Below are 18,526 nucleotides of genomic sequence, written 5' to 3' on the forward strand. Positions count from 1 at the left end.
AAATCCCATTTTAGCTTCAAAACAAAGAAACTTTCGCTTTTTTTTAACAATATTGTAATTTATTGCTTTTTGACTACAATTTCGTATGCTATATTTGTATGTTATAGTCAAAGAGAAAAAAATATGGCAGTCAAACTATCAAAGGAAGTACAGTTGTTAGGCGATATGGCCAGGGCCTTTGCCGAGTCCCTCGACCTTGAGTTTACACTCAAGGCCATCCTGAAATCTCTCGATACACACGTCAAACTGCAAAGAGGAACGATTACCCTGCTTGACCCCGGAACGGAAACGATAAATATAAAAGTGGCGCACGGCCTGAGTGAAGAATCTAAACAATTAGGCAGTTATAAAATCGGTGAAGGCGTTACGGGTACTGTTGTTCAAACCGGCAAAGAAATTGTCGTGCCGGACATTTCAAAAGACAACAGATTTCTTCACAAAACTCATTCCAGAAGTCAGGCACATGGCAAACAAATCGCCTTTTACTGTGTGCCGATAAAACTCGAAGGCAGAACAATCGGAACTCTCAGTGTCGACAGACAGGTTCAAAAAGACGATGACGTGGAAGCAAATCTGAATCTCCTGAATGTCATAGCGACAATGGTCGCACAAGCGGTAAAACTCAATAAACTTGTCGAATCCGACCGAAGACAGCTTTCAGAAGAAAACCTGCGGCTGAGACAGGAATTAAAAACACACTTCAATATAGACAATATGGTCGGCACAAGCAACGCGATGAAACAAATTTACCGCCTTATCGAACAGGTCGCCGACAGCAACGCTACCGTCCTGATTCGCGGAGAAAGCGGAACCGGCAAAGACCTCGTCGCTCACGCAATCCATTATAACAGTAACAGGGCAAGTAAGCCTTTCGTAAAGGTAAACTGCACCGCCCTGCCGGAAACACTGCTCGAAAGCGAACTGTTCGGCCATGAAAAAGGCTCTTTTACAGGGGCAACCGAAAGAAAGGCCGGCAGATTCGAAAGAGCAAACGGCGGTACAATATTCCTCGATGAAATAGGCGATTTTTCCATAAATCTGCAGGTTAAATTGCTCAGGGTTATTCAATTCAGAGAGTTTGAACGAGTCGGCGGAACCGAAACTATAAAGGCAAATGTACGCATTATCGTTGCTACAAATAAAAATCTCGAAGAACAAATTAAGGAAAAACTCTTCAGAGAGGACCTCTATTACAGGATAAACGTTTTTCCAATTTATCTGCCGCCGCTTAGAGAACGAAAAGACGATATCATGCTCCTGGCCGATTATTTCCTTGAACAATTCACGAAAGAAAATAACAAAAGAATCACACGCATCTCAACGCCGGCAATCGAAATGCTTACAAGTTATCACTGGCCGGGGAATATAAGGGAACTTGAAAACTGCATGGAAAGAGCTGTCCTTTTGTGCAATGAAGATGTCATACGTTCCGAACATCTGCCGCCATCGCTGCAAATGATTAAGAAAAGCGAAACCGCCTCGGGCCGTTCACTTATAGAGATCATAGAAAACAAAGAAAAAGAACTTATCATCGACTCTCTCAAAAAATACAACGGACAGCAAAGAAGAGCGGCAAAAGAACTGGGACTGACGGAACGAATCCTCGGATACAAAATCAAAAAATACGGGATATTCCCTAAATTGCTCTCTTAAAAATACAAAATTGTAGTGCAAAAATTCTACTTCTACATTATTGTATTCCAGCACAGCTAAGCCAACTAAAGTTTCTCCACATCGCAACACATTGCAAAACAAGCACTTAAGATTAAATTGAAAATTATTGCATTCTTTGGCACGAAGATTGCTTTATGTAAAACGTTAATTGTTTGTTTTTTTATTAACCGCATTTTTTTAATGGAGACAGAGAAATGAAAAAGTTAGTACTATTGCTGGCATTGTTAGTAGCCTCTTCAGCTGTGTTGGCGGAAGGTGAAGACAAGATTGGATTTACTATTGGCAGTGACTTCTTCAGCAAGTATGTATGGCGTGGACAATTGCTTAATGACGACTTTGTTTTTCAACCGAGCATCGGCGCCAGTTACAAGGGATTTACAGCAAGTATCTGGGGCAATGTTGACACAACAAACTATCATGGCGATAGCGGTGAATTTACCGAGTATGATCTGACATTCGATTACAGCGGTAAATTCAGTGAAGACAGCAAAGTCGGCTATTCGGTAGGTTTAATACATTATCACTTCCCGAGTTTGTCCTATTCGGATACAACGGAACTTTACTGGGGATTCAATTTTGACGTACCATTAAGTCCGACTATCAAAGTGTATCATGGCCTCGGCAACGAAAATGGAATATACGCAAACTTCGGTCTGTCGCATACATTTGAAAAGGTCCTGAAATTTAGCGATACCATTACAGGCGACCTGGCACTTGGAGCTTCTATCGGCTGGGGAAACGGTACATACAATAAAGACTATTGGGGCGTCGATGAGTCCCGGCTGAACGATTTGGCATTTACAGTCGGCATCCCTATCGATCTGGGCAATGGATGGGCCGTAAAGCCGAGCTTTAACTATGTAGTACTTGTCGATGGAAAAATTCGTGATACTGACGCATACGGCAAATCCAGTGACTATTTCTTTACGGGTATAAGCATCTCGAAATCTTTTTAAAAGTTAAGAATCTGATTTGTTAAATTTTAAGGAAATTAAAATGAAAAAGGTAAAAATACCTTTGGTGGTGGTTGTTTGTGCCCTGATAGCGGCAATGCCGGCAATATGTATGGCCGATGAACAAGCGGCACTAACGCTTGAATCCGTCAAAGCGGAACTGCAAAACAACATTAATATCGTCTGGACCTGCGTCGCGGCGTTTCTCGTATTCTTTATGCAGGCTGGTTTCGCCCTGGTTGAAACAGGTTTTACGCGGGCTAAAAATTCAGTTAACATCCTGATGAAAAACCTGATGGACTTTGTGATTGGCAGTCTCGCGTTTTTTCTGCTCGGATTCGGGCTGATGTTTGGCGTCTCAAACGGCTTATTCGGCACCTCTATGTTTGCAATGAACGGGACAGCACCGGGAGACAGTTGGAATTGGACGTTCCTCATTTTCCAAACTGTATTTGCCGCAACTGCCGCGACAATTGTTTCTGGCGCCATGGCGGAAAGAACAAAATTTATCAGCTATTTAGTTTACAGTGCGGTTATTAGCATTGTTATTTATCCCATATTCGGTTCCTGGGCATGGGGCAATCTGCTGCTGACCGACAATCACAGCTGGCTGGCTAACATGGGGTTTCATGATTTTGCCGGTTCTACTGTCGTGCATTCAATAGGCGGATGGCTTGCGTTATCTGGTGCTGTTATGCTTGGGCCGCGTCTTGGAAAATACGGCCCGGACGGCAAACCGCGTGCTATTCTCGGTCACAGTATGCCGCTGGCAACACTGGGCGTATTTATTCTGTGGTTCGGCTGGTTCGGATTCAACCCCGGCAGTACAACCGCGGGTAACGGTCTTGGCGGTTATATCGCGGTTACTACAAATTTAGCTGCTGCAGCGGGAGCTTTAACTGCATTAATCGCATCATGGAAAATCATTAAAAAACCGGATATTGGAATGACACTGAACGGTGCGCTTGCCGGCCTGGTAGCAATAACCTGTCCATGTGACGGAGTTTCGCCAATGAGTGCAATTGCTATTGGCGGTGTCGCAGGAGTTTTGGTAGTTCTCAGCGTATTATTCTTTGATTATGTGCTCAAAATAGATGACCCGGTCGGTGCAGTCAGCGTTCACGCTGTAAACGGACTATGGGGAACCTTGTCATACGGCCTGTTTGCGATAAACGGCGGTCTGTTTAATGGCGGCGGTTTCAAACTTCTGGGCGTACAGTTTATCGGAGCCGCAACTGCCTTCGTATGGGCATTCGGACTCGGTATAATACTATTCTGGATACTTCGCAACTCGGTTGGGCTTCGTACCAGTGCCGAAGAAGAACTTAAAGGTCTCGATATCGGCGAACACGGCAATGAAGCTTATGCCGGTTTCCAAGTATTCACTACAGAATAAGGAGATATAAATATGAAATTGATAATTGCATATATTCAACCACACAAACTCAGTGATGTAAAACAAGCTCTGTACAAAGCAGAGGTTCACAAAATGAGCGTAACGAACTCACTGGGCTGCGGGCAGCAAAAAGGTTACCACGAATCGTACCGTGGGGTTGGCATCGAGGTCAATCTTTTAAAGAAGGTGCGGCTCGAAGTCGCCGTCAATGAAGGCTTCGTCGAAAAAACCGTAAAAGCCATTATAGATGGTGCAAGAACAGGACAAATAGGTGACGGTAAAATATTTATTATTGACCTGCCGGAATGTATAAGAATCCGGACAGGTGAACGAGGAGGTGAAGCAATCGGATAATATTGACCTTAACCAGTCGTCCATAGAGAAGGCACCACTTCCAAAATTGTGCCCTGAACTTTAAGGGGTCCGTAATAGCCGGGCCCCTTGGTTCATAAATCCAAAAAATCTACATTTTCGTATTTCGCCAACAGTTATATTACATTATTGTAATTATCGCCAAACACAACAAGCCGAATAAATTTTCCATAACTTATTTATAAATAAACAGTTAAAAGAATTTATACACAAAAAATAACGATTGGCACAATTATTGCAATTAATAATTCAATAGCTATTCATTAACATGGACGACTGCAAAAATTTGAAAAAGTTTTTGCAGAATTATTAATTTTATTAACTCAATTTTAGGACACAAAAAATGACTATGGACACAAAAGTAATGGTAGACACGATGTGGGTTCTGATAACCGCGTTTCTCGTTTTCTTTATGAACCTTGGCTTTGCCGCGGTGGAATCTGGATTTGCGAGAGCAAAAAACTGCGTAAATATCATGTCTAAAAATTTTGTTGTATTCGCAGTCTCCTCGCTGGGGTTCTTATTTATAGGATGGGGAATAATGTTCGGCGACGGTAACGGCTTTTTAGGATTACATGGTCTGTTCTTCGTCGGCGGTGCGGATAATTCGCCTGCAATAGGAGAGGCTTATAAGGGAGTATATTCCGCTATATCCTGGACAGGTGTGCCGTTATGGGCAAAATTTTTCTTCCAATTGGTTTTCTGCGGCACTGCGGCAACCATCGTTTCGGGAGCGGTAGCTGAACGCATCAAATATATAGCATTCATTTTCTTCTCTTTTGTTATGACAATGCTGATTTATCCGGTCATCGGTCACTGGGTATGGGGCGGCGGATGGCTTGCAAAAATGGGAATGTTCGATTTTGCAGGTTCAACGGTCGTGCATAGTGTCGGCGGATGGGCGGCTTTGGCGGGCGTGATAGTGCTCGGACCGCGAATTGGAAAATACGACAATGGTCATATTAAAGCCATACCCGGCCACAATCTTTCGTTGGCAACTATTGGAACATTCGTTTTGTGGTTCGGCTGGTTCGGATTTAATCCCGGCTCTACAATGGCCGCCGACCCCGGAGCAATCGCACACATTGCTGTAACTACCAATACGGCAGCTGCGGCAGCCATTATGAGCGCAACTATACTTTCGTGGCTATTGATGGGCAAACCTGATTTGGGAATGACCCTTAATGGATGCCTTGCAGGGTTAGTCGCAATTACAGCTCCATGTGCATTTGTCAGCGTCGGAAGTTCCCTGGTAATAGGCCTTGTAGCAGGCGTACTGGTCGTGTTGGCTGTAATGATGTTTGACAAATTTCGGCTGGACGATCCGGTAGGCGCTTTATCAGTCCACCTTGTCAACGGCGTATTCGGAACTCTGTGCGTTGGTCTGTTCGCTCAAGACAAACTCACCGGAACCGCAACAGGCAACGGCCTGTTCTACGGCGGCGGTCTTAAACTGCTCGGAGTTCAATTTACTGCTGTGGTTTCAGTCGGCCTGTTCGTATTCATAGTTGCATTGGTAACATGGTCGATTCTGAAAGCTGTTATGGGCATTCGCGTTTCGCGTGAAGAAGAACTGCGGGGCCTTGATATCGGCGAACATGGAAATGAAGCTTACGCAGGATTCCAGGTATTTACTACAGAATAATAACTTAACTATAAATGGAGATATAATATGAAACTTATAATCGCATATATTCAGCCTCACAAGCTTAATGACGTAAAACAATCTCTGTTCAAAGCTGAAGTTTATAAAGTATCCGTAACAAACTCATTAGGCTGCGGACAGCAAAAAGGCTACCACGAGTCGTATCGCGGCGTACCGATTGAAGTGAATCTTCTAAAGAAAGTGCGTCTTGAAATAGCGGTAAATGAAAACTTTGTCGATAGAACTGTAAAGGCAATCATCGACGGCGCAAGAACCGGACAAATCGGAGACGGCAAAATCTTTGTTATTGACCTGCCGGAATGTATAAGAATCCGCACCGGCGAGCGAGGCGGCGAAGCTATCGGTTAAAAACTGACTTAAACAGTCGTCCGTATAAAAGGCACCACTTCCTAAAGTGCCAAGAGATTAGGGACTCGACTCTCCGAGTCCCTGATTCTCTAACAATGTAGAGAAACTACATAAATGTATTTTTTCTGCGTTTAAATCACAAATATGTATAAAACACAAACTCGCTAAATCTGCGACAAATCATTTAACTTTCTTCATAAGCGGCACTTAAGCGGAAATACATAAACTGGCACAATTATTGCATATAACTAAAGAGTAAAATCTGGATTAATTGACTAACTAAAACATTTGCATAATTTGGAAAGGAAGTGGTGCTAATGAAGGTTAGTGTATGCAAACTGATTTGCTGCGCGATTTTTTTGTCACTTACCGCAGATCTGTGTCTTGCCCAGGAAACGACAACTGTTCTCAAAGTTGACAGCGGAGATACCGCATGGGTTCTTATGTCTGCGGCTCTCGTAATGCTGATGACACCGGGCCTGGCGTTCTTCTATGGCGGGCTTGTTAGGCGTAAAAATCACCTCAGTGTTTTAATGCAGTGTTTCATTGCACTGGCGGCTCTTAGCATTCAATGGGTTGTGTTCGGTTACAGTCTGTCTTTTGCACCCGGCAACGGCTTTATGGGAGGCCTGCAATGGTTCGGACTCAAAGGTGTCAGACTCGAACCTTATGCCGCTTACAGCTCGACAATTCCACACCAGGCATTTATGATTTTCCAGGCAATGTTCGCGGTCATTACACCTGCACTTATTATTGGCGCATTTGCAGAGCGAATGAAATTCTCGGCATATCTTATTTTCATATTGTTATGGGCAACGTTTGTATATGACCCAATCACGCACTGGGTCTGGGGCCAGGGCGGATGGCTTAGGGATATGGGCGTTCTGGATTTCGCAGGCGGAACAGTAGTTCACATAAACGCAGGCATCGCGGCTTTAGTTACCGCGTTAATGATAGGTAAAAGGTCCTGTTACGATAAATACGCCATCGCACCGCATAATCTGCCGTTCAGCGTTTTAGGAGCCGCCCTGCTTTGGTTCGGCTGGTTCGGTTTCAATGCCGGCAGCGCACTGGCTGCAAACGGTATAGCCGTAAACGCATTTGTCGTTACCAATACCGCAGGAGCCGCTGCTGCACTGACATGGGCGTTTATCGACTGGAAACTAAACGGCAATCCGACTATGCTCGGTACGATATCAGGAGCAATCGCGGGTCTGGCGGCAATCACACCGGCGGCAGGATTTGTCGGAATAGGAGCGGCCCTGGTAATTGGTGTCGTCGCAAGCATTCTTTGCTTCATCGCCGTAAGTTTCGTAAAACGAAAATTAGGTTATGACGATTCGCTCGACGCCTTCGGTGTGCACGGCATAAGCGGCTTCTGGGGAACATTAGCTGCGGGATTGTTCGCTTCAAAAGCCATAAACCCGGCCGGTGCCGATGGCTTGATGGCTGGAAATCCAAAACAATTTATGACTCAGCTTATCGCGGTAGCCGTGACTTTGGCTTATGCTTTTATTGGAACATACATTATTTATAAATTAATTGATGTAGTCATCGGCGTACGGGCCACTGAGGAAAATGAAGCGATAGGACTCGACCTGACCGAGCACAACGAACGTGCTTATACTATGCTCGAATAAAAGAAAGGGAAACCAAATATGAAACTGGTAATAGCGATAATTCAGCCTCACAGGCTCGAACAGGTAAAAGAAGAACTCTATAAAGAAGAAGTCAATCTCATTACCGTAAGCGAAGTTTTGGGCCACGGCAGACAAAAAGGCGTTACCGAAATTTATCGCGGTATGAAAGAAACCGGCAACCTGCTGCGGAAAATCCGTATCGAAATAGCGATAAACGAAAACTACGTTGAACGGACAATAAAAGCGATTACCACCGGTGCCAAAACAGGCCAGACCGGAGACGGGAAAATCTTCGTTGTCGACCTGCCTGAATGCGTCAGAATCCGGACAGGTGAACGCGGAGGCGAAGCTATAGGCTAAAATAACGAGGCAAATCAACATATTTGTTGATTTATCCGGCAGTTTGAAACAATTATGTAATAATTACAATTTCGTAGATTCACAGAAGAAAATCTACAATTATGTACTTAATGATAATTTTATATTGAAATAAAATATTTTTGTAATATCTTTAACAGCAAGGCGCTACAATAAAATATTGCCGTAAAATCTGGTTGGTATGATAATTGCATATATGTAGATTACTTGGGATTATAATATCTTTTAAAATACAGGAGTATAAAAATGAGTGAAAATTTAGAACCGGTAACTGCGTTGTTCGGTAAAAATGTTTTTAACGATGGCGTAATGAGAGAACGGCTGCCGAAAAATGTCTACAAAGAATTCAAAAAGACAATAGCCGAAGCCAGATTTCTCGATATGTCTCTGGCCAACGTGGTAGCAAATGCAATGAAAGACTGGGCAATTGAAAAAGGCGCAACACATTTCTGTCACTGGTTCCAGCCGATGACCGGCCTGACCGCCGAGAAACACGATTCGTTTATCTCGCCAACCGCCGAAGGCACTACCATTATGGAATTCAGCGGCAAGGAACTCATCCAGGGTGAACCTGACGCATCGAGTTTTCCGTCCGGCGGCCTAAGAGCAACTTTCGAGGCAAGAGGCTATACGGCATGGGATTGCACAAGCCCTGTGTTCATCAAGGAGACGGGCAAAACCGTCACTCTTTATATCCCCTGCGCATTCTGCTCATACCACGCCGAGGCGCTTGACAAGAAGACTCCCCTGCTGCGGTCCATGGACGCTCTTAATAAACAGGCCGTTAGAGTACTAAAAGCTTTGGGAAATACCACAACCAAAACTGTAGGCGCGACATTAGGACCGGAACAGGAATATTTCCTGATTGACAAGAAATTCTTCGAAAAAAGACTCGATATTCTGCTCACCGGACGCACGCTGTTCGGAGCGGCTTCTCCTCGCGGACAGGAAATGAGCGACCATTACTTCGGCGCCCTGCACGAAAGAGTCGCCTCGTTTATGCACGATGTTAATATCGAACTTTGGAAACTTGGCGTATCGGCAAAAACGCAGCATAATGAAGTAGCACCGGCTCAATATGAACTGGCCCCGGTTTTCAGTACCGTCAATGTCGCTACCGACCATAATCAGCTTGTAATGGAAACCCTGCAAAAGGTCGCATTAAGACACAATCTGGTTTGCCTGCTGCATGAAAAACCGTTCAAAGGCGTCAATGGCTCAGGAAAGCATAACAACTGGAGTATGGTAACCGACGACGGCGTTAATCTGCTCGACCCGGGCAGTACGCCACACGACAATATGGTGTTCCTCGTGATGCTTTGTGCCGTTATCAAGGCCGTAGATAAATATTCCAAACTGCTTCGTGCAACTGTCGCGACGCCTGGAAACGAGCACCGGCTCGGCGCTCACGAAGCACCGCCGGCCATTGTGTCGATATTCCTCGGTGACCAGTTAACTGATATAATAGAACAACTGGCCGTGGGCGGAGCCAAATCCTCTAAATCCGGCGGACAATTGAAACTCGGCGTCTCTTCTCTGCCGCAGCTGCCGAAAGACAGTACCGACAGAAACAGGACTTCACCGTTCGCGTTTACAGGAAATAAATTCGAGTTCCGTATGGTAGGTTCCAGCCAGTCAACTGCCGGCCCGATGTTTGTCCTGAATACCATTGTCGCTGATATATTAAAAGAAATCGCAGACGAGATGGAAAAGAGTTCTAATGTAAAAGTTTCTGTACAAAAGTTCCTGAGCAAAATCGCGAAAGAACACAGCAGAATTATATACAACGGCGACAACTATACTGAAGCATGGGTCAAGGAAGCCGAAAAGAGAGGCCTGCCGAATATTAAATCGACCGTAGATTCCATAAAAACCATTATGGATGACGAAAATGTAAAACTGTTCGTAAACCATAAGGTTCTCAGCAAAGCCGAACTCAAGGCAAGAACGGAAATCCTGCTTGACGCTTACGGTATGACCATTAATTTTGAAGCGAAAACAACTTTGAATATTGCAGAAAGGCAGATTCTGCCGGTCGCAATCGAATATTCCGGCAAACTTGCCAGGGCCGCCGAGCGTATCAGTAACGCGGGAAGCGACCCGGCCACTCAAAAGAAAATACTCGATAAGACCTGCGAACTGATAAGCGAACTGAATAACAGCATTGAAGCCCTGAAAAAAGCAGTTGCCGATGCAAATGATATTGACAACACGGCGAAAAAAGCGGAAGATTTCAGGGATGCCGTTATCCCTGCAATGAGCAGGGTAAGGAAAGCCGTCGATGGCCTGGAAATGATTGTAGATGCCAAAATGTGGCCTCTGCCGACTTACGCTGAAATGCTGTTTGTAAGATAAAGCTTATAAGTGCACAATTTGTTGTTAAATAAATGGCCGATTTTTTTGGGGGAAATCGGCCATTCTATGATATGATTTTATAAAGAAATAAAATGACGATACTACAGAAAGATTGCGGATTATACGAAGTTAAAACCGAGCATGATGCCTGCGGTATAGGCGCCGTTGTAAATATTTCGGGCAAAGCCGACCATTCCATTATAAACTACGGCAAAGAAATCCTGATAAACCTTCACCACCGCGGAGCGGCAGGCGCCGATGAAACAACAGGCGACGGTGCAGGTATTTTATTCCAGATTCCGCACGAGTTTTTTTTTGCACAGGCTGAAAAACTCGGCATAAATCTGCCGCAGGCCGGCAAATACGCCGTAGGAATGATTTTCTCCCCTAAAGATGACCAGCTTCGCAAGAAATGTTTTTCAATTCTCGCCCAGGCAATCGAACTGCACGGAATGAAAATTCTCGGACAGCGTATCGTACCGGTCAAGCCTGACTGTCTCGGTAAAATAGCGCTTCAGGCAGAGCCGCATGTCAGTCAGATTTTTGTAGAGACCGGCGGTTTTCAGGACGCAGAACTCGAAAGAAAACTGTTTCTGGCCCGTAAGAAAACCGAAAAACAGGTAAGAGAAAATTTCGGTGATGCGGGCAGCGATTTTTATATCTGCTCGCTGAGCGGCAGAACAATCTGCTACAAAGGTATGTTTATGGCCTGGCAGTTGTTCGCTTACTATCCCGATTTGGCGGATGAAAATCTCAAAAGCGCTCTGGCTATAGTTCATCAAAGATACAGCACGAACACATTTCCGAACTGGCGGCTCGCTCAGCCTTTCCGCTGCATCGCCCATAACGGCGAAATCAATACTCTCAGCGGAAACAAAAATTGTATGCAGACAAGAGAATATAAAATGTCCTGCGAAAAATTCGGCGAGTATATGCCGGATGTGCTGCCGGTACTTACACCGCAGGGAAGCGACTCGGCATGTTTCGACAACGCACTTGAGCTGCTTGTGCAGGCGGGGCGCACCCTGCCGCACGCTATGATGATGATGATTCCTGAAGCCTTTGGCGCAAAATATCATATAAGCACGGACAAACGTGCATTCTACGAATATCACTCCTCGATTATGGAGCCATGGGACGGCCCTGCCGCGATGGTCTTCACCGATGGTCAAATCATCGGCGGAACGCTTGACAGAAACGGTCTGCGGCCCTGCCGATATATCGTAACAACGGACGGCCTTGCCATTCTGGCCAGTGAAGCCGGTGTAGTGGAATTTCCACCCGAAAAAATCCAGAAGAAAGGCCGGCTTCAGCCCGGTCACATGTTCCTCGTCGATACTGTCGAAGGCCGGATAGTTACCGACAACGAAATCAAAAGCAAAATTTCCCGGCAGACACCGTATCGGCGATGGCTCGAAGAAAACCGCATCGAACTGCGGGGACTTTTCGACAGTCCCAAACTCGTAACGAGCGATTCGGAAACCATTTTCCGGCGGTTGCGTATGTTCGGTTTTACCCGTGAGGAATTAAGAATGATTCTTACGCCTATGGCGGTCAACGGGCAGGAGCCGGTCGGCTCGATGGGCAACGATGCGGCGCTGGCCGTGCTGAGCAATAAACCAAAATTGCTGTTTAATTATTTCAAACAGCTCTTTGCGCAGGTTACTAACCCGCCGATTGACCCGCTGCGTGAAGGTCTGGTAATGAGCCTGATGGGCTTTACCGGCAGAAGACAGAATATTCTCGAAGAGACGCCGCAGCACTGCAGACAGCTTAAACTTCCTCATCCGGTTCTGACAAACGAAGATGTCGAGCGTCTGCGTTCGGTAAAGATGAAAGATTTCAAGGTCGCCACAATATCGGCGCTTTTCGACGCACAAACAAATGACCCTGCAGGTTCCCTGCGATACGGAATCGACAGACTTGTAAGCGATGCCCAGGCAGCCATAAAAAATGGCGCCTGCCTGCTGATAATCAGCGACAGGAATTCGTCTCAAAATCTTGTACCGATTCCATCGCTGCTGGCGACCGCTGCCGTACACAATGGCCTGCTTAAAGTGGGACTAAGAGCCGAGGCGGGTATTATCGTCGAAAGCGGCGAACCGAGAGAAGTAATGCACTTCTGTCTGCTGTGCGGATACGGGGCAAATGCGGTAAATCCTTACCTTGCCTTCGAATGTCTCTACGAATTACAAAGACAAGGCGAGCTATCGGCCAATATGGAGCCTGTTCAAATCGCTGATAATTACATCGCCGCGATTAAAAAAGGCATTCTCAAAACAATGAGCAAGATGGGAATTTCGACGCTGAGAAGTTATCATACCGCCCAGCTTTTCGAGGCGATAGGACTCAATAAAGCGTTTGTAGGCGAATTCTTCACAAATACCAGCTCACGCATTGAGGGCATAGGCCTTGAGGAAATAGCAAAAGAAACACTTCTTCGGCACGGATATGCGTTTGAGCCGAGAAAAAGCGGCCAGCTCGAACTGGATTTCGGCGGCGAATATTATTTCAGAAACTTCGGCGAAGCACATCTGTGGAATCCGACGACAGTCTCCCGTCTTCAGCATGCCGTAAAAAATAACGACCAAAAAGCTTATGACGAATACGCAAACGCGGTCAATCAGCAGGGAGAAAAACTTTGTACCCTGCGCGGCCTTTTTGAATTCAAACAGCCCCAGCCGATTCCTATCGAAGAGGTTGAGCCGGCAGAGGAAATAGTAAAAAGATTCTGCACCGGTGCTATGAGCCACGGCTCGATAAGCAAAGAAGCTCACGAGTGCATGGCGATGGCAATGAACAAAATCGGCGGTATGAGCAATACCGGCGAAGGCGGCGAAGACGAAGAAAGATATATCGAAAAGCAAGGCGAGGTTTCAAAAAACTGCGCTATAAAACAGGTCGCCAGCGGACGGTTCGGCGTAACGATAAATTATCTCTCTCACGCCAAAGAATTGCAGATTAAAATGGCCCAGGGTGCAAAACCCGGCGAAGGCGGACAACTGCCGGGCCATAAGGTAACAGAAGAAATAGCAAAACTGCGATATTCGACTGCAGGCGTTACATTGATATCGCCCCCGCCGCATCACGATATTTATTCAATCGAGGATTTGGCGCAGTTGATATACGACCTCAAGTGCAGCAATCCTGGCGTAAAGGTCTCGGTCAAGCTCGTCGCCGAAATCGGAGTAGGAACCATCGCGGCAGGCGTGGCAAAAGGCAACGCCGACGAAGTTTTAATCAGCGGCCACGATGGCGGAACAGGCGCAAGCCCCCTCAGTTCGATAAAGCATACAGGCTCTCCATGGGAACTGGGCCTTGCAGAAACTCAACAGGTGCTGGTTCAGAACAGCCTCAGAGACAGAATAACCGTTCAGGCTGACGGCCAGATGAAAACCGGCAGAGATATTGTTATTGGCGCGTTGTTGGGAGCTGAAAGATTCGGTTTCGGCACAGCGGCACTGGTTACCCTGGGCTGTACACTGCTTCGCAAATGCCACGAAGGCGCCTGTACCTTCGGAATAGCGACACAGGATAAAGAATTGCGGGCAAGATTCGCCGGTAAACCTGAATACATCGAAAGATTTATGTTTTTTGTCGCCGAAGAAGCCAGACAGATTATGGCCCGGCTCGGATTCAGAAAATTCGACGATATGGTCGGAAGGGTCGATATGCTTTGCACGAAAAAGGCGATCAGCCATTACAAGGCGAAAGGTCTGGACTTTTCGGCAATATTCTACAAGCCTGACATATCGGACGGCAGAGCCATAAGAAAAATCCATCCTCAGCAGGATAAACTGGCCGACCATCTCGATTGGCAGATTCTCGAAAAAATAAAAACCGCTATCGACGGCAGACAAAAAGCGACTGTTGAAATGCCAATCCGCAATGTCAATAGGACTGTCGGTGCGATAATCAGCAACTACATCGTGAAAAAATATGGTCCTAAAGGTTTGCCCGATGATACAATCGAATTAAATTTTACCGGCTCGGCAGGACAAAGTTTTGGAGCGTTTCTCGCACCGGGACTTACGCTTAAACTGACCGGACAGAGCAATGATTATCTCGGAAAGAGCCTTTCAGGCGGCAGAATTATTGTCAAAACCCCTGAAAAGTCGCCTTTTATGGCCCATGAAAATATTATCGTCGGCAACACCCTGCTGTACGGTGCTACGAAAGGCCAGGCTTTCATTAACGGTATGGCGGGTGAGCGGTTTGCCGTCAGAAACAGCGGCGCGATTGCCGTCGTGGAAGGTCTCGGCGACCACGGCTGTGAATATATGACCGGCGGAACAGTTGTTGTGCTCGGGAAAACCGGCTGTAATTTCGGCGCTGGCATGAGCGGCGGTATCGCTTACGTCCTCGATGAGATGCAATTATTCGATACGCTCTGCAATCTCGATATGGTTGAGCTTGAGAGTATGCGGCTGGACGAGGATAAAGAACTTTTAAAAGAACTTATCGAGAAACATTATAAATGGACACAAAGCAAACAGGCTCAGAGGATTTTAAATTCCTGGACTGATATGCTCGGCAGATTTGTAAAAGTTGTGCCGATTGATTATCGAAAGGCGCTCGAAAAGATGCGCGCAGCCGAACAGCGGCATACCGAAACAACGCCTGCGACTGAAGAGGTGTTCTATGGCTGAGATAAAAGGATTTGTAAAATATAAACGTAAAAAAACAGGTTACCGGCCGATTGAGCAGAGAATCCTCGATTATAAAGAGGTCGAACTTGCTCTTACGCCTGAAGATATTATGCAGCAGGCGGCAAGATGTATAGACTGCGGAATACCGTTCTGTCACGGTCTCGGCTGTCCGCTCGGAAATAATATACCCGAATTCAACGATATGATTTACAAAGGTCAGTGGCAAAAGGCCTGCGAACTTCTCCATTCGACAAATAATTTTCCGGAAATCACAGGCCGAATCTGCCCCGCACCCTGTGAAACAGCCTGTACGCTTGCGATAAACGATGAGCCTGTGTTCATAAGACACATCGAATACCAGATTGTCGAACGCGGCTTCAAAGAAGGCTGGATAAAACCGATTATCGCCAGACAAAAAACGGGCAAAAGAATTGCGATTATCGGTTCTGGCCCTGCCGGACTTGCCGCGGCGCAGGAACTCGCAAGAGCCGGACACAATGTTGTCGTATTCGAAAAAGACGATAAAATAGGCGGCCTTTTACGATATGGCATTCCTGATTTCAAACTCGAAAAAAATATCATCGACCGCAGAATCGCTCAGCTTGCCGCTGAAGGCGTCCAGTTTCAGACCGGCGTCGAAGTCGGCAAAGACATTTCGGCTCACTACCTCAAAAAAATGTTCAATTGCATCTGCATTACGATGGGAGCAGGCGAACCGAGGGACCTTGCCGTTACAGGCAGAGGATATGAGAACGTAGTATTTGCCTGGGATTATCTTGTCGGACAGAATAAAATCTGCGCAGACGGACAAATCGAAGGGAAAATAATCTCCGCCCGGGACAAAACTGTCGTCGTAATAGGCGGCGGCGATACCGGAAGCGATTGCGTCGGAACCGCCCGCAGACAAGGCGCCAAAAAGATTTATCAGCTTGAAATTCTGCCCAAGCCCCCGAACGTCCGACCGGAAGATACGCCCTGGCCGAACTGGCCGAGAATTATGAGAACTTCTTCCTCGCACGAAGAAGGCTGCGAAAGACTTTGGAGCGTTAAAACGACAAAAATTTCAGGTACGGATACGAGTGTCAGCGAACTGAACGGCTGCCAGGTCGAATGGATAAAAACGTCCAGAGGCTGGAACATAAAAGAGATTCAGGGCACAGAGTTCAATATAAAGACTGACCTTGTAATCCTCGCTATGGGATTTTTGCATGTAAGGCACAATGGCTTTGTCGAAAGCCTCGGACTCAAACTTGACGAAAACGGCAATATCGCCGTCAGTGATTTCCAGACAAGCGACCCTGCCGTTTTTGCCGCAGGCGACTCTGTACTCGGTGCCTCTCTGGTCGTAAAGGCCATCGACACCGGCAGAAAAGCCGCAGACAAAATTAATAAATGGCTTATGGACAACAGATAAATATTCTGTAAAATAGTCGAAAAACGGGAAATAAAATGAGTTTAAGAACGGGCCTGGCACAAATCAATACCTCCGTTGGGGATTTTGCCGGAAATATTGATAAAATAAAACAGATGTACGTCCGCGCAAAGGATGCGAACGTCGATTTGCTTATTTTCCCGGAATTAAGCGTTTGCGGCTATCCTCCCGAAGATTTATTGCTCAAAAAACACTTCCTCGCTGAAAACAAAAAAGCCGTCGAAAAAATCGCAAATGATTGCCCGGATATTACGATAATGACAGGGTTCGCCGAGGTCGATGACGGACTTTGCCACAATTCGCTCGCCGTCCTGCAATCGGGAAAAATTTTAAAAGTTTACCGAAAAGCCCTGCTTCCCAATTACGGCGTCTTTGACGAAAAAAGATATTTTTCCGCCGGTTCCGAGCCGGTTGTTGTAAAAATAAATAATATATCCGTCGTTTGTACGATATGCGAGGACATCTGGGAGCTTCGCTGGCTCAAAGATTTCCTCTCTCCCGTTTCCGAGAAAAGTCTTATCGTTAATATCTCCGCTTCCCCGTTCCACGCGGGCAAAATCCATCAGAGATTAAGCCTCCTGCAGGACTGTGCAAAAATACTCAACTGCTCTGTCGCCTATTGCAACATCGTCGGCGGACAGGACGAACTCGTATTCGACGGCAGAAGCATTTTCGTTGACTCCGAAGGTAAACTTATCGCAAAAGCAAAGGCGTTTGAGGAAGATTTGCTTATCGCGGATTTGGAAGCCGGCGGGCATATAACATCCCAGTCGGTGCCGGTAAAGACTGATTATATCGAAGAGATTTATAAGGCCCTTGTGCTCGGCACAAAGGATTACATAAGAAAGAACGGTTTCAAAAAGGTTCTTATCGGCTTAAGCGGCGGAATAGATTCGGCCCTTACCGCGGTTATTGCGGTTGACGCTCTTGAGAAAGAAAATGTCATCGGCGTTACAATGCCGACAAGATTTAACGTTTCCGAAACGATAAACGACGCTGGAGTTATCGCGAAGAATCTCGGTATTGAATTTCATAACATCCCCATCGAGCCTGTGCTGGGAAGTTTCAACCAGGAACTTGCCAAAGTCTCCGGCTGGAGCGACAAAGGCCTTGCCTATGAAAATCTTCAGGCCAGAATCAGGGGCACAATCCTGATGTCGATGAGCAATCAGTTCGGCCATCTCGTTTTGACGACAGGTAACAAAAGCGAAACGGCCGTTGGCTACTCGACTCTTTATGGCGATACCGCAGGCGGTTTTGCGGTAATAAAAGATGTGCCCAAAACAGTCGTCTATCAGTTAAGCGAATACGTAAATAAGCTGCACGGCCGGGAAATTATCCCGCAAAGCGTAATCAAGAGAATACCGACTGCCGAGCTTCGCTTCGACCAGAAAGACAGCGACTCGCTGCCTGAATATGATATTCTCGACGGAATTTTAAAGGCTTATATCGAAGAAGAAAAATCGCTGCCTGAAATTATCAGTCAGGGTTTCGACGCTCAAATGGTATTAAAGGTTATTGGAATGGTTGACAGAAATGAGTATAAACGGCGTCAGTGTCCGCCCGGCGTTAAAATCACGCCGAAAGCGTTCGGAAGAGACAGAAGAATGCCGATTACAAATCTTTATCGACAGCAGATTCCAGGAAAAAATATTTAGCTGAC

The 18,526-nt window shown here is 46.2% G+C and carries 12 protein-coding genes; all 12 read left to right on the forward strand.

Annotated features, from left to right (window positions below):
• Positions 1-123: 123 nt before the first annotated feature.
• The 12 genes from WC496_03570 to WC496_03625 all read left to right on the forward strand — a co-directional run bounded on the left by WC496_03570 (position 124) and on the right by WC496_03625 (position 18,521).
• Entirely contained in the window at positions 124-1,653 is a 1,530-nt protein-coding gene (locus WC496_03570) for a sigma 54-interacting transcriptional regulator (GenBank protein ID MFA5292093.1), read from the forward strand.
• Between the two features lie 215 nt (positions 1,654-1,868).
• A complete protein-coding gene (locus WC496_03575) occupies positions 1,869-2,630 on the forward strand; it encodes a hypothetical protein (protein ID MFA5292094.1) in 762 nt (253 codons plus the stop codon).
• 40 nt (positions 2,631-2,670) lie between these two features.
• The gene (locus WC496_03580) at positions 2,671-4,023 is read left to right on the forward strand and encodes an ammonium transporter (GenBank protein ID MFA5292095.1); all 1,353 of its coding nucleotides are present in this window, start codon (positions 2,671-2,673) and stop codon (positions 4,021-4,023) included.
• Positions 4,024-4,035: 12 nt separating this feature from the next.
• Positions 4,036-4,377, forward strand: coding sequence for a P-II family nitrogen regulator (locus WC496_03585; GenBank protein ID MFA5292096.1), 342 nt, complete (start codon positions 4,036-4,038; stop codon positions 4,375-4,377).
• Positions 4,378-4,744: 367 nt separating this feature from the next.
• Positions 4,745-6,040, forward strand: a complete 1,296-nt coding sequence (locus WC496_03590; protein MFA5292097.1) for an ammonium transporter — start codon at positions 4,745-4,747, stop codon at positions 6,038-6,040.
• Between the two features lie 27 nt (positions 6,041-6,067).
• Positions 6,068-6,409, forward strand: a complete 342-nt coding sequence (locus WC496_03595; protein ID MFA5292098.1) for a P-II family nitrogen regulator — start codon at positions 6,068-6,070, stop codon at positions 6,407-6,409.
• 317 nt (positions 6,410-6,726) lie between these two features.
• Positions 6,727-8,049, forward strand: a complete 1,323-nt coding sequence (locus WC496_03600; protein MFA5292099.1) for an ammonium transporter — start codon at positions 6,727-6,729, stop codon at positions 8,047-8,049.
• An 18-nt stretch (positions 8,050-8,067) separates the two neighbouring features.
• On the forward strand, positions 8,068-8,409 hold the full coding sequence (locus tag WC496_03605) for a P-II family nitrogen regulator (GenBank protein ID MFA5292100.1): 342 nt from the start codon (positions 8,068-8,070) through the stop codon (positions 8,407-8,409).
• Between the two features lie 264 nt (positions 8,410-8,673).
• A complete protein-coding gene (locus tag WC496_03610) occupies positions 8,674-10,782 on the forward strand; it encodes a glutamine synthetase III (GenBank protein MFA5292101.1) in 2,109 nt (702 codons plus the stop codon).
• A gap of 92 nt (positions 10,783-10,874) precedes the next feature.
• Positions 10,875-15,431: a glutamate synthase large subunit gene (gene gltB / locus WC496_03615; protein MFA5292102.1), complete on the forward strand. Its 4,557-nt coding sequence runs from the start codon at positions 10,875-10,877 to the stop codon at positions 15,429-15,431.
• The gene (locus tag WC496_03620; protein MFA5292103.1) at positions 15,424-16,845 is read left to right on the forward strand and encodes a glutamate synthase subunit beta; all 1,422 of its coding nucleotides are present in this window, start codon (positions 15,424-15,426) and stop codon (positions 16,843-16,845) included. The genes gltB and WC496_03620 overlap by 8 nt, the downstream gene beginning before the upstream one ends.
• Before the next feature lie 35 nt (positions 16,846-16,880).
• Entirely contained in the window at positions 16,881-18,521 is a 1,641-nt protein-coding gene (locus tag WC496_03625) for an NAD+ synthase (GenBank protein MFA5292104.1), read from the forward strand.
• Positions 18,522-18,526: the final 5 nt, after the last annotated feature.

It is taken from the genome of Phycisphaerae bacterium (genome assembly GCA_041652575.1).
In the GTDB taxonomy this organism is placed as follows: Bacteria; Planctomycetota; Phycisphaerae; order Sedimentisphaerales; family UBA12454; genus UBA12454.

Coding starts and splice junctions, on each gene's coding strand:
- gltB (MFA5292102.1), top strand. CDS start 10,875: ATGACGATACTACAGAAAGATTGCGGATTATACGAAGTTAAAACCGAG.
- WC496_03570 (MFA5292093.1), top strand. CDS start 124: ATGGCAGTCAAACTATCAAAGGAAGTACAGTTGTTAGGCGATATGGCC.
- WC496_03625 (MFA5292104.1), top strand. CDS start 16,881: ATGAGTTTAAGAACGGGCCTGGCACAAATCAATACCTCCGTTGGGGAT.
- WC496_03580 (MFA5292095.1), top strand. CDS start 2,671: ATGAAAAAGGTAAAAATACCTTTGGTGGTGGTTGTTTGTGCCCTGATA.
- WC496_03620 (MFA5292103.1), top strand. CDS start 15,424: ATGGCTGAGATAAAAGGATTTGTAAAATATAAACGTAAAAAAACAGGT.
- WC496_03585 (MFA5292096.1), top strand. CDS start 4,036: ATGAAATTGATAATTGCATATATTCAACCACACAAACTCAGTGATGTA.
- WC496_03595 (MFA5292098.1), top strand. CDS start 6,068: ATGAAACTTATAATCGCATATATTCAGCCTCACAAGCTTAATGACGTA.
- WC496_03605 (MFA5292100.1), top strand. CDS start 8,068: ATGAAACTGGTAATAGCGATAATTCAGCCTCACAGGCTCGAACAGGTA.
- WC496_03600 (MFA5292099.1), top strand. CDS start 6,727: ATGAAGGTTAGTGTATGCAAACTGATTTGCTGCGCGATTTTTTTGTCA.
- WC496_03575 (MFA5292094.1), top strand. CDS start 1,869: ATGAAAAAGTTAGTACTATTGCTGGCATTGTTAGTAGCCTCTTCAGCT.
- WC496_03590 (MFA5292097.1), top strand. CDS start 4,745: ATGGACACAAAAGTAATGGTAGACACGATGTGGGTTCTGATAACCGCG.
- WC496_03610 (MFA5292101.1), top strand. CDS start 8,674: ATGAGTGAAAATTTAGAACCGGTAACTGCGTTGTTCGGTAAAAATGTT.